Source organism: Candidatus Obscuribacterales bacterium (assembly GCA_036703605.1).
Lineage (GTDB): Bacteria > Cyanobacteriota > Cyanobacteriia > RECH01 > RECH01 > RECH01.
In genome coordinates, this window is the sequence record DATNRH010000405.1 from 1 (window position 1) to 12,552 (window position 12,552).

At 52.6% G+C, this 12,552-nt stretch carries 9 protein-coding genes; 4 read left to right on the forward strand and 5 right to left on the reverse strand.

Going from position 1 to position 12,552, the window contains the following annotated elements; translation table 11 throughout:
* Positions 1 to 364 precede the first annotated feature (364 nt).
* The 3 genes from V6D20_08290 to phoU all read left to right on the forward strand — a co-directional run bounded on the left by V6D20_08290 (position 365) and on the right by phoU (position 3,678).
* Entirely contained in the window at positions 365 to 1,381 is a 1,017-nt protein-coding gene (locus V6D20_08290) for a hypothetical protein (GenBank protein HEY9815780.1), read from the forward strand.
* Between the two features lie 67 nt (positions 1,382 to 1,448).
* Positions 1,449 to 2,417 carry a GUN4 domain-containing protein gene (locus V6D20_08295; GenBank protein ID HEY9815781.1) on the forward strand — a complete coding sequence of 323 codons (969 nt, stop codon included), beginning with the start codon at positions 1,449 to 1,451 and terminating at the stop codon, positions 2,415 to 2,417.
* 595 nt (positions 2,418 to 3,012) lie between these two features.
* A complete protein-coding gene (gene phoU / locus V6D20_08300) occupies positions 3,013 to 3,678 on the forward strand; it encodes a phosphate signaling complex protein PhoU (GenBank protein ID HEY9815782.1) in 666 nt (221 codons plus the stop codon).
* 259 nt (positions 3,679 to 3,937) lie between these two features.
* Here phoU and V6D20_08305 read toward each other — a convergent pair whose 3' ends face one another.
* From V6D20_08305 to V6D20_08315, 3 genes are all read right to left on the reverse strand, one after another.
* Positions 3,938 to 4,552, reverse strand: coding sequence for a CU044_2847 family protein (locus V6D20_08305; GenBank protein ID HEY9815783.1), 615 nt, complete (start codon positions 4,550 to 4,552; stop codon positions 3,938 to 3,940).
* Positions 4,553 to 4,756: 204 nt separating this feature from the next.
* Positions 4,757 to 6,139, reverse strand: a complete 1,383-nt coding sequence (glmU, locus tag V6D20_08310) for a bifunctional UDP-N-acetylglucosamine diphosphorylase/glucosamine-1-phosphate N-acetyltransferase GlmU (protein HEY9815784.1) — start codon at positions 6,137 to 6,139, stop codon at positions 4,757 to 4,759.
* Between the two features lie 145 nt (positions 6,140 to 6,284).
* Positions 6,285 to 7,310, reverse strand: a complete 1,026-nt coding sequence (locus tag V6D20_08315; protein ID HEY9815785.1) for a two-component system response regulator — start codon at positions 7,308 to 7,310, stop codon at positions 6,285 to 6,287.
* A 742-nt stretch (positions 7,311 to 8,052) separates the two neighbouring features.
* Here V6D20_08315 and V6D20_08320 point away from each other — a divergent pair.
* Positions 8,053 to 8,250: a hypothetical protein gene (locus tag V6D20_08320; GenBank protein HEY9815786.1), complete on the forward strand. Its 198-nt coding sequence runs from the start codon at positions 8,053 to 8,055 to the stop codon at positions 8,248 to 8,250.
* On the opposite strand, the gene carB is transcribed toward V6D20_08320, so the two are convergent.
* Entirely contained in the window at positions 8,220 to 11,531 is a 3,312-nt protein-coding gene (gene carB, locus V6D20_08325) for a carbamoyl-phosphate synthase large subunit (GenBank protein HEY9815787.1), read from the reverse strand. The two genes, V6D20_08320 and carB, sit on opposite strands and share 31 nt — an antisense overlap.
* 200 nt (positions 11,532 to 11,731) lie before the next feature.
* On the reverse strand, positions 11,732 to 12,451 hold the full coding sequence (lptB, locus tag V6D20_08330; protein ID HEY9815788.1) for an LPS export ABC transporter ATP-binding protein: 720 nt from the start codon (positions 12,449 to 12,451) through the stop codon (positions 11,732 to 11,734).
* Positions 12,452 to 12,552 lie beyond the last annotated feature (101 nt).

A 12,552-nucleotide genomic window follows, 5' to 3' on the forward strand; every position in this document is an offset into this window, starting at 1 on the left:
GCGATCAGGACATCAATCTCAGCCGTTTGCCCGGATGTTGTGGAGATGACTAGGGCTAAAAAGATGCCAAACAGCAGCCCAATGACTAAAAACGAGAGTCGTCGCCAAGGGTTTTTGAGCCAGCGGGTGGCCTGATCGGTCACATCTTCAAATAAGCGGTTGAATCGAGTATTTTGCATGGCAATGTCTGAAGATGGAAGGGCAGTCTCTAGGCAGATTGCGGGACAAAGCCAAGAAACATCCCTGGGGGTGACTACGGTATAAATTCCCCTAGATTTTAGCGGTTCTTGGTCGAGTGGACGCAATGCTCGGTTCACAGTAGCGTATAAAAGACGTCCTTCGCCGGCCTGGTTGAGGCATTGCCGTGTCAGATTCGCCCCTCTCTCCCTCTCCATCTTCTAGCGTTAGTATCCCAGGACAGTTTGATGCCGTGCTGGGTGGGGCGATCGCTCCCGCTTCAGGGGTGGTTCTGGGTGGCCTGGAAGGATTGATCTGGCGAATTAAAGCCCTCCCCGTAGACCAGCAGCCATTAGCCCTTCCTGCCCTCCTAACCTATGGCGAATCAGGGCTAGCAGAACTGGTTCAGTGGCTAAAGCACGATCGCCCTAGCCTGCAAAAAGCTGCCTATCAACTGCTCCGCGATCGCCCTGAAGTCGTCGCCCAGTCTGCCCTTCAGTCCTGTTGTCCCTGGCCTTGGCTGGAGCAGCTAGCCGTTTTCACCCATGCCGACGGCATTACAGCCGTGGCCATTCATCCCCACCATCCCTGGATGGCTAGCAGTTGCCGGGATGGTACGGTGACCCTTTGGGATCTCCAGGCCGAGGAACCACGGTGGGTGATCGACACGGAGGACTTTATCCATACCCTCACCATCCTGCCTGAGGAGCACCTGCTTTGTGGTTTAGGCAGGGGGCGATCGCCTCTCTACTGGCATCTGCATCATGGGCAACGGGTTGATGGAGCGTCTCAGCATCCCTCGCCGGGTTCGGGTTCCGCATCGGGTGGGTCAAGCAAGGCATCGAGTCAGCAACCGGATGCGATGGATCAACTAGCAGGCCAGGGCTGGCTCGATGAAGCGATCGCCTGGCAGACCGTAGACAGTCCACCACCTCAGCCCCATTCTGCTCAGTCTCAAGCGTTCCAGTCAACTAGTGCAAACCTGAAGCCGAAGCAGATTGCCTCCGTCACCCTCAGCGATCGCCGCTATTTAATGAGCGCTAGCAAGAACATGATCCGCATCTGGGATTTGCGGGTGGGGCGGGAAGTCATGGTATTGAAAGGGCATACTAGTCTTGTAACGGCTGTGGCAGTTCAGAGCGATCGCCCTTGGATTATCAGCGGCAGTGAAGATCATACGGTTCGTCTCTGGGGGATTCCCTAGGGGACAGTCGGCTGATGGCATGATGGTGTTGCACGTTGTTGATCTCGTTGCTCTCTAACCTGGGGATATGACCCACTATTCACCGAATCCCAGCCAACCTGGCGCTTTCGATGCAGTCTTGGGGGGACAATCGGGGCCCTCTAGTGGGGCTGTGCTGGGCGGTTTGACGGGCGTCAAGCAGCGACTGATCAGCCCTGATCCACAGCAGCGTTTGGCCGCTCTGTCCGATGCGATGCGCTACCCATCCGGTCTGGAGTTGGTGATGGGAGCGTTGAGCGATCGCAGTGAGTTGGTGCAAAATGCTGCCCATCAACTCCTGCAGGATCACTCAGATCCCACTGTGCAGCAAGCCCTGCGTCTTCATGTTTTTTCTCGCTCTAAGCGCCATCTAGCCAGTGTTGATGAAGCGACTCGCATCGCGGCACTTCCGGAGCTGATTCACTGTGGTCATGAGGGGCTCAATCTGGTCATCCATGCCTTGCGCGATCCATCTGACGTGGTGCAGCGAGCTGCCTATGACCTGCTCAAAGACCGTCCAGAACACCGTGTGCGCAAGTCACTAGAACTTTTTTCCGCCGCCGGCGTGAACTACATGCGGTTGCGAGCGCTGTTAATCAATGGAGAGTGGCGCTTGGCTGACCAGGAAACGGTCTATTTGATGATCAAAGCCTGTGGTTTAGAACATGGCAAAGAGTTGCAACCTGCTCAACTGCTAGGCATTCCCTGTGAAGATTTGCTGATTATCGATCGCCTGTGGACACGCTACAGCAGCGGTCGTTTTGGCTTCAGCGTCCAGAGTTCTATCTGGCAAGATTTTTACAACCTGTATTGGAGCAAGTCAGATACCTGGAGTGCCTTTGGCGATCGCGTTGGTTGGCGAGTCAACCATTTGCTCAACCCTAATCACTGGCGACGTTATGACGAACTGATCTTTAGTCGCCGGGCTCCCGTGGGGCACCTGCCGTTTCTAGGCGATAAATTTGGCATTTTTACGATTGAAACGATTGCGAGTCGCTTGGCAAACTGTCAACGCTAAACAGAATTGCTGAAGATGGATCTAGTAGGATCGTAAATGTCAATTAACTTGCCGTGAAAAAAAATCAGCGGCCCGAGTGGGAAATGTTAGGCTATAAGCTCCCTGCTCTTCAATGCCCCTTAGCAGTTAGGGTACTCCTAGAGCGCCCCCTAGTTATGGAACATCTACAATTTGCCTCTGAGGTATAAGGAGAGCCTCGCCCAACCCTTTACATAGATCTATCCAAACCGTCATTATTTCTTAACTTTTGTGTCTTAAACTGAACGAAAAGCATGAGTCCAAAACTCTTCTGTTAAAGATGCATCTAGGTAAATATAGGACTTCTTCTAAGATCTTGTTGAGAACAGATCGCATCTTACTGAGTTATCGTTCAGCTAGCTCATGCGTTAGGGTGACTGGATAGCTCATGCGTCTGGTTCATCCGCCTTGCAAGCTTAGCATGGTTAACCCTCAACAGTTTCAGCTTGACAGCATGACTTTTGTGGGAGACTACCAGGCTGCTGAGTCACTTCATGACAACGTACCTTTTGTTTTTCATCGATCGTTTTTATTACTATCCATTTGATATCTGGCAATACAGTAAGCAGGTTAGCCTATGGTCTCTTACATCTCAAACAAGGCCACGCGCATTGAATTTGAGCGAAAAATCCGTCGGATTCAACGCGATGTTTTGCGGATGGGAGCACTCGTGGAAAGTTCTTGCTGGTTGGCACGACGAGCTTTATTTGAACAAGATTTAGACGCTGCTCGGCAGATCGATCAACAAGATAAACAGATTGATCACTTCTACCGCCAAATTGAAGTTGACTGTGTCAATTTGATGGCCTTGCAGGCTCCCGTTAGCCAAGATTTACGCCTTTTAAGTGCGTTGATGCAACTCGTTCGTGATCTAGAACGCATTGGTGACTATGCCAATGATTTGGGAGAAATTGCCATCAAGCTATTCCCCTACCCAGTGCATCCCTGCATGGGGCAGGTTAAGGAGATGTCGGATCGCTGTCGTGCCATGCTGGCTATGAGTTTGGCGTCGCTGTCTGACTTGGATGCTGAGTCTGGCTTAGAGATGAAGCTCAAGGATGACGCGGTGGATTTAGACTATGAGCAACTCTATGATCGCTTGGCTCACCAAACCGATGTCCAGGGATCCATTGAGCCCATTGTGCTCTTGGTGCTTGTAATTCGTCACCTTGAGCGCATGGCTGACCATGCCACCAATATTGGTAAGCGTGTGGCCTACATCGTAACGGGGCAGCGACACTAGGGAGATAGCTATAAACCCTGTATAAGGGTTTCATCGGTTACGTTAGCGTTCATGCCAAGTGTCTTCAATGGTAGGAAACGTTGGGAGGGGCGATCGCTCCCCTAACCTGAGTTCGATGATGAGATAGGGGCATAATCGGCGTAGCAATAACGATTTGAAGCCTCATGAAACGTGCGTTACGGCTTCGCCTAAAACACCCTACGATGGAGATGCGATCGCTTGGGCTGAGCGGTTGCAGGCATTCCTGACTCAGCTTGACCTAGAAACCACCCCGACGGTTTGGCGGCGGATCTTCGTAGTCTTCGTAGGTATCATAGCCATACTCTTCTTCGCCCCACTCATCCTCCTCATCAGCACCTTCCCATTCTTGGCTAGCGGGGGGTTGCCAGTCGAGCTCTTCATAGTCTTCTTCTACATAGCCCGGCTCTCCCCAGCGAGGCGCTTCGCCGGCAGGGATCTCTGACTCGGGTAAGGGCCAACCTCGTCGCCGTCCAGGCGGCGGCATATCGTCGTCTAGAGCTAAATCGTCCCAGAGGCGATCGCGCTGGCGAGAAAGTTCAATGGCAGATGGTGCTGGCGTTTCAACCTTGGGTTGCCAGGTGAGTTTGACAGAAAGGGCAGCGCTGCGACCAATATTCACAATGGCGGCTTGACCGTTGGCGTTGAGCTGAATGCCAAAGGACACTTCAACTTGGGAGGGGCGATCGTCTAAGCTATTCATCGTCTCAGCTACCTGTTGCGCCATCGATCGCATGGTGTTCATGGCGTGGTTGATGGCGTTGGTAGACATCTCCGGTGACTGCGGCGATGACGAGCCAGCAGCGTCAAACTCTACGACAATGGGTGCGTTTTCATCTGGGACAAAGCTAGGCATACAATCATCTCAACCCGTTGAAGTCTACGATCCAGTCTAATCTGGATTTTGGTCTTGGCCACTTTGCCTGGCGGTAATGGAGCATCGCTGGTGATGACAGGGATATTGGCACAGGTATTGAATGGGTTCACGCCGCTTGTCTACCACCCTTGGGCCAAACCTGCTGCAGTGTGCAGTTGATATCAATACTAAGCATCGGTCATCCTAGGTATTGGTTTCTGGTTTGGTTTCTGGTTCAGATGGTGAGAGTTGCCAGCCAGGTTTGACAACTTGGCGCGATCGGGCAATCACTAAACTATCATCAGGTACGTCATCGGTGACGGTTGATCCTGCTGCTACCGTGACATTTTTCCCTAAGGTGACGGGAGCAACAAGGACGCTGTTTGACCCGGTTTTACTGCGATCGCCAATGACCGTGGCATGTTTTTTCACCCCATCGTAGTTGGCTGTCACCGTGCCCGCGCCAATATTCACGCCTTGTCCTAGGGTGGCATCACCAAGGTAGGACAGATGAGCGGCATTGGTGCGATCGCCCAAGGTGGCTTTTTTAATTTCCACGAAGTTGCCAATACGGCACTGTTCACCAATCTCTGCATGACCGCGCAGGTGGGCGTAGGGGCCAATGCGGCTGCCGTCTTTGACCACGCTGTCTGAGATCACGGAGTAGAGAACCGTCACCCGTTCACCAATCTGGCTATTGTCCAGCAGGGTGCCTGGACCAATATGGCTACCTGATTTCACCGTCGTATTACCCCGCAGATGGGTTTGGGGCTCAATCACCACATCGGCTTCTAGCTGGACATCTTCATCGATGGTGATGCTGTCGGGATCAATCAGCGTGACCCCGGCTTTCATCCAGTGTTCTTTCAGGCGATTCTGCAAAATACGATAGCCCATGGCTAGCTGTTGGCGATCGTTGATGCCCATAATCTCTTGGGGATCATCCACATCAATGGCCACCACAGGCTTCAGCATTGCCATTGTATCGGTGAGATAGTATTCCTGCTGGTCGTTATTGGCCTGGAGTTGGGGCAAGGCCTCTGCCAAATCGGGCCAGCGAAAGCAGTAGACCCCGGCATTAATCCGCCGATTTTGGCGTTGGGCGGTTGTGCAGTCTCGATCTTCCACAATTTGAGTGACGACATTGTTCCCGTCGCAAAACACGCGGCCATAGCCTTGAGGGTTGGGCATCTGGGCGGTCAAAATAGCGGCTGCACTACCGGACTCTTGTTGGGTTGTTAATAAATGCTGCAAGGTTGTTGGACGTAACAGCGGCACATCCCCGTTGAGAACTAGCAGAGTTCCCTCAAAGCCTTCAAGGTGGGGCAAAAGCTGCTGTACGGCATGGCCTGTACCCAGTTGCTGAGTTTGCTCAACAAACTCCAGGTTGGGATAGTCAGCCAAGGACTGACGAAGCGTCTCTTGGCCATAGCCCACAATAATGAGCGTTCGTGAGGGTTGAATGGTGGATAAGCTATCCAACACCCGTTGAATGAGCGATCGCCCTCCAAACGAGTGTAAAACCTTAGGCAACTGAGACTTCATGCGGGTTCCACGCCCTGCTGCCAAAATTGCTACCGCTACCATACTCATCCCCTCAGTTCATTCAAACGGAGTATATCGCGCTTGCTGGATCATCGGCCGAGTTTTTATGGCAACGCTGGCAAGAGTTAGACCGGATAGTGGATGGGTTGAGGGATAGAAAGATGGGAGATTGAAGCAGTGGGATGGGTTAGGCGGACTCGATTAGGGAGGATGGGCTAGGTGCTAGGTTGTCGCTGGGGACTTGAAGGAATTCTATAAACTGCTGCATCAAGACTGGATTACGCCAGCCTTGGTGAGTTTCTTGTGCCATGATGTCTAACGATTCCTGTGGTGTGTAAGCAAGTTTGTAGGGACGTTCGCTGACTAGAGCATCATAGATGTCAAGAATTTGAAATACTTGTGCCAAGAAGGGAATATCGTTGCCGGCTAAGCCATCGGGATACCCCGAACCATCCCAGCGCTCGTGGTGGTGGCGAATGATGGGCAAGACGCCTTTCATCGTACGCAGGGGTTGACAAATTTGCTCCCCAATAATCACATGCTGGCGCATTATGCCCCATTCTTCATCCGATAGTTTTCCCTGTTTCAGCAAAACTGAGTCGGGAATGCCAACTTTGCCAATATCGTGCAGGTATGCACCCCACATGAGATCGCGAATTTCTTGCCGAGACAGATGCAGGAATTCGCCAAAGGCTTGTCCGCGCTTAACTAAGCGATCGCAATGGTCACCGGTATTAGGGTCGCGACGTTCGATGGTGCGGGCAATGGAGAAGAGTACCTGCCCTGCATGGTCTAGGTCTTCATTTAAGCGCTTTTGCCGGATCAGAGACTTGACCCGAGCGGATAGCTCTAACTGATCGAAGGGTTTGGTTAGAAAATCATCGCCTCCCGATTCGATGCCCCGTAGTCGAGCTCGGCGATCGTTCAAGGCCGTGACAAAAACGACAGGAATGAGGCGCGTATGTTCATCCTGTTTCAGATGGCGACAGACCTCAAACCCATCCATGCCTGGCATCATCACATCCAGCAGAATTAAGTCTGGTGAAATTTTTGTTACGAGCTCTAACGCTACAAACCCGCTTTCTGCCTCCAAAACCTCATATCCTTCAACCGAGAGAAGCGCCACGGCTGTCATGCGGCTGGATGGGTGGTCGTCAACGACTAAAATTTTGGGGTGCTCAGCATCAGAACTATTCACTGGAGAAGTTCCCATTCCAATCAAGATTTTGATCCCCTACATTGAGGCTATGCATGGGTAGAGTATGGGCCTAATATCCCATAATTCAGCATATGAATTGGCACACCTGAAAAGAAGTTATGTTCTGCTTGCGTCGCTGCAACACAACTAAGACGCACGACGAACGAGCTTCTCTCGATAAATACATACTAGCTAGATTGAGTTGAGCAAGGCCGATACCAATGCAATCAACCTTAGCTCCATCAGTATGATGAATTAATGACCACGGGAAATCAGTTATTTTACGGAGATTCTTATCTATGATAACCGTCTCCTACCCAGGCTAGAGTCTATGGATCCGATCAGGGTTGCGTTGGTGCTGCAAAGAGCTGCAATCTATGACAAGAATTATACCTAGGAGCCATTGACGTTACGCACGTAGTTTATGGGTATTGGGTTTGTACGTATCATGCAGCAAGGTTTAAAGCTACTGTGAGTTCGATGACGATGCAGCGATCGCCCCCACGACCATTCAGTTGAGACCCATACCGGCGAGCTAATTGGGGTGACTGATGGACTGATAAATCTTTTCCTCTCTTTTTCCTCTTTTCCTAGCCTCATCGCCCCCAAAGGGAGCCAGAGAGGTGCAGATACTTTCAAAGCTCCTCCTGCGTGGGGAGATGGATTTGGGGTGAGGTTTTTTAAGCTTGGTCAGGCAACTAGGTTGGATGATGCGGCTAAATTTATACTGCCCACGCTTAGAGGAAAAAGGAACAGTGTGGGTACAAGTTTTACCCGTCAGGCTGCTTGTCCACATGCAGCAGAGGTGAGGCTGGCGCGGGTAGGTGGTTTGACGCACCCCGATCGCCATGTTGGGGATCGGGGTGCTCGCCAGCTCAATGGGCTTCAACAGCTTGGGACATGGCTGGGGCGATCGCTCCCCTTTTATCCCTGGTTTTGCACGTCGGCCGTGTAGTCTTGGATCGCTTTGACTTCTAGCGGCTGAGACTGTAGAGCTCGAATGGCGCTAGCTGTGGCCTTGGCCCCAGCGATGGTGGTCACGATGGGCACTTTGTAGGCCAGAGCGGTACGACGGATGGCGCGATCGTCGATTTGGGCAGTAGCTCCAATGGGGGTGTTGATCACCAGTTGAATCTGATGATTTTTGATATAGTCCCCAACGTGAGGTCGCCCTTCGTGCAATTTCAACACCAAGTCTGCTGGCACGGAGTGATCTGCTAGAACTTGTTGGGTTCCAGCGGTGGCCACAATGGTTAACCCTAGATCGATCAAGTCTTTGATCACGGGCACAGAGGCTTCTTTATCGCGATCGTTCATCGAGACAAAGACCGTTCCGGTCAGGGGTAGTTTTTGCCCAGCGGCCAGTTCGGCTTTGGCGAACGCTTTGCCAAAATCGGTATCAATGCCCATAACCTCACCGGTTGATCGCATTTCTGGCCCGAGGATCGTATCACTGCCCGCAAATTTTTCGAAGGGGAAAACGGCTTCCTTCACGGCGATGTGGGGAGGAATCACTTCCTTGGTGAAGCCAATTGCCTCTAGGGTTTCTCCAGACATGACTCGCACAGCGACTTTGGCTAGCGGCACGCCGATCGCCTTGGAGACAAAGGGCACGGTGCGAGAAGCGCGGGGGTTGGCTTCTAGAATATAAACCTGGTCTCCCTGCACGGCAAACTGAATATTCATCAGCCCAATCACGTCGAGGGCCTTGGCCAGCTTTTCAGACCAAGTGCGAATGACGGTCAACACCTCATCGGAGAGAGAAATGGTGGGAACCGAACAGGCCGAGTCGCCGGAGTGGATGCCAGCTTGCTCAATATGTTCCATGATGCCGCCGATCACCACTTGCCCTGTTTGATCAGCGATCGCATCCACATCGACCTCAATGGCATTTTCCAAGAAGCGATCGATGAGGATGGGATGATCGGGTTCCACCTGCACTGCATAGGTCATGTAGCGCTCTAGCTCCGCATCGGAGTAGACGATTTCCATGGCCCGACCACCTAGGACGTAGCTGGGTCGCACCACCACTGGATAGTTGATGGTTTTGGCAATGGTGAGAGCTTCGCTGTAGCTGCGGGCAATGCCGTTGGGAGGTTGTTTGATTTCCAAGGTGTTGAGGATTTTCTCAAACCGCTCTCGGTCTTCGGCGGTGTCAATGGAGTCGGGGGAGGTACCCCAGATTTTGGTCTGTACGGGACAGTCGGCAGCGCTCAAGTAGTCCTGAAGGGGCACCGCGAGCTTCAGGGGGGTTTGTCCGCCAAACTGGATGATGACGCCCTCGGGGTTTTCCGCTTCGATGATGTTCAGCACATCTTCACGGGTCAAGGGTTCAAAATAGAGGCGATCGCTGGTGTCATAGTCGGTGGAGACGGTTTCGGGGTTGGAGTTGACCATGATGGTCTCAAAGTCTGCATCTTGCAGAGCATAGGAGGCATGGCAACAGCAATAGTCAAACTCAATACCCTGACCAATGCGGTTGGGTCCGCTGCCGAGGATCATCACCTTACGGCGTGTGGAGGGCAGCACTTCCGACTCCACTACAGGGAAGACCGTGCTGTCATCCTGGCTGGCGGCAAAGCAGGATACGGCAGACTCGTAGGTGGAGTAGTAGTAGGGGGTGAGGGCCTCAAACTCAGCGGCACAGGTATCGACAGTTTTATAGACTGGCAACACCTGCAGCGCTTGCCGGTAGGCGCGCACCTCAAGTTCGGTGGTTTGGGTGGCATGGGCAATTTGGCGATCGCTAAATCCATGGGCTTTGATCATCAGCATCTGGGCGGCGGTTAGCGACTTGAGGGGGGTGAGTTTGATGAATTTCTCCACCTCCAGCAATTCGGCAAATTTGTCTAGGAACCAGGGATCAATGCCGGTGAGTTCGTAGACTTCTTCGACGGTCATGCCCAGCTTCAGGGCGTGGCGTACGGTAAAAATGCGCTCGGGATTGGGGGTGCGGAGGTTAGTGCGCACCTGCTGGAGACTGGGAAGCTTCTCGGCGCGATCGCATCCCCAGCCAAATCGTCCTGTCTCAAGCGATCGCAACGCTTTCTGGAACGATTCTTGGAAGGTACGACCAATGGCCATGGCTTCACCCACCGATTTCATCTGAGTGGTGAGGGTGGTGGTGGAACTGGGGAATTTCTCGAAGGCGAAGCGAGGAATCTTGGTGACGACATAGTCGATGGTGGGTTCAAAGCTGGCGGGAGTTTTTTTGGTAATATCGTTGGGAATTTCGTCGAGGGTGTAGCCGACGGCGAGTTTGGCGGCAAATTTGGCAATGGGGAAGCCGGTGGCCTTTGAGGCCAGGGCTGAACTACGAGATACCCGAGGGTTCATCTCAATCACAATCATGTCGCCATTGTTGGGGTTGATGGCGAACTGAATGTTGGAGCCGCCAGTTTCCACGCCAATTTCGCGAATAATTTTGATCGAGGCATCCCGCAGACGCTGATATTCCTTATCGGTCAAGGTTTGGGCCGGCGCAACGGTAATGGAGTCGCCGGTATGCACCCCCATGGGATCAATATTTTCAATGGAGCAGATGATCACGACGTTGTCTGCCAAGTCGCGCATCACCTCTAGCTCATACTCCTTCCAGCCCAGCAGCGACTGCTCGACCAAAATCTGAGACATGGGACTAGCGTCGAGACCCGATTGGGAGATGGCTTCAAATTCCTCTTGGTTGTAGGCAATGCCGCCGCCGGTGCCGCCGAGGGTAAAGGCTGGGCGAATAATTAGGGGATAGGTGCCGATCTGGGCAGCGATCGCCCTGGCCTCATCCATGGTTTGCGCTAAGCCGGAGGGGCAAACACCCACCCCAATTTTTTCCATCGCCTCTTTGAAAAGCTTGCGATCTTCCGCCTTTTCAATGGCGGGCAATTTTGCGCCGATTAGCTCTACCCCATACTTTTCTAGGACGCCATTTTTGGACAGCGTAACGGCTAGGTTGAGCGCCGTCTGTCCGCCCATGGTGGGCATAAGGGCGTCGGGGCGTTCCTTTTCGATCACCTTTTCTAGAATTTCCGGAGTCAGCGGCTCGATGTAGGTGCGATCGGCTGTCTCTGGATCCGTCATGATCGTCGCGGGGTTGGAGTTGACCAGCACCACCTCATACCCTTCTTCTCGAAGTGCCTTGCAGGCCTGGGTACCCGAGTAGTCAAACTCACAGGCCTGACCGATCACAATGGGGCCAGAGCCAACAATCAAAATTTTGCGGAGATCATCACGACGAGGCATAGCGTCACCAACGGAGTCAGGGTTACTTAAATCCCAATTATTTTAGAGGCATTCGGATCGGCCATCGCGATGACTTCTGGATCAATTTTCTAAGGTTCGATGACTTAACAGGCCCTCTCATGGGCAGGATATCCCCTTGAGAGAGTTCCAGATTTCTTTAGAATTGCGTTGTCTGGGGCTGAAAGCTAAGACTGAGGAGTCTAGGGCTGAAAGTTGTCGCCCAGATAGTATTGGCGCACCAGGGGATTGGCGTAGAGTTCTTCGGCGCTGCCCGCTGCTAAAATTTCGCCATCGCGCATGATGTAGGCGCGATCGGTGATCGCCAGGGTTTCCCGCACGTTATGATCCGTGATTAAAATGCCCATGTGGCGATCGCGGAAGCCGGCTAGGATGTCTTGAATTTCAGCGACAGCGATCGGGTCAACCCCAGTGAAGGGTTCATCTAGCAGCAGAAACGTGGGATTCGCTGCGAGGGATCGGGCTAGTTCTGTACGTCGCCGTTCGCCCCCCGATACATGGATGCCCGGCGTATTGGCAACTCGTTCTAGCCGAAATTCTTTGAGCAGGTCATGCAAGCGGGTGGGCTGGTCTTGACGACGCACCTTGGTTTCTTGAAACACTAGCAGAATATTGTCGCTGACACTCAGGTTGCGAAAAATGCTGGGCTCTTGGGCCAGGTAGCCAATGCCTAACTGGGCTCGTTCATGTAAAGGCAAACTGGTGATATCTCGATCATCGAGGAAGACCTTACCCTGATCAGGACGTTCAATGCCTGTGGCTATGTAGAACGTTGTCGTTTTACCGGCTCCGTTGGGGCCCAATAAGCCCACAACTTCCCCTTGATTAACAGACAAGTTGACGCGGTTGACGACCGCGCGTTGATCGTAAGCCTTGTGGATATTTTCAAGAACGATTTTCAAGCGCCCTATCCTAGATTGCTAGCAAAACAGCAGTATGAATGATCGCTCACCAGAATAATCGGCGAGTAGACTTGGGCCCATGGGGGATGGCCATCGATGCT

What these genes read in the sequence shown, in the direction of transcription:
- V6D20_08295 (HEY9815781.1), top strand. Translation starts at nt 1,449, where the DNA reads ATGACCCACTATTCACCGAATCCCAGCCAACCTGGCGCTTTCGATGCA.
- phoU (HEY9815782.1), top strand. Translation starts at nt 3,013, where the DNA reads ATGGTCTCTTACATCTCAAACAAGGCCACGCGCATTGAATTTGAGCGA.
- V6D20_08305 (HEY9815783.1), bottom strand. Translation starts at nt 4,552, where the DNA reads ATGCCTAGCTTTGTCCCAGATGAAAACGCACCCATTGTCGTAGAGTTT.
- glmU (HEY9815784.1), bottom strand. Translation starts at nt 6,139, where the DNA reads ATGGTAGCGGTAGCAATTTTGGCAGCAGGGCGTGGAACCCGCATGAAG.
- V6D20_08315 (HEY9815785.1), bottom strand. Translation starts at nt 7,310, where the DNA reads ATGGGAACTTCTCCAGTGAATAGTTCTGATGCTGAGCACCCCAAAATT.
- carB (HEY9815787.1), bottom strand. Translation starts at nt 11,531, where the DNA reads ATGCCTCGTCGTGATGATCTCCGCAAAATTTTGATTGTTGGCTCTGGC.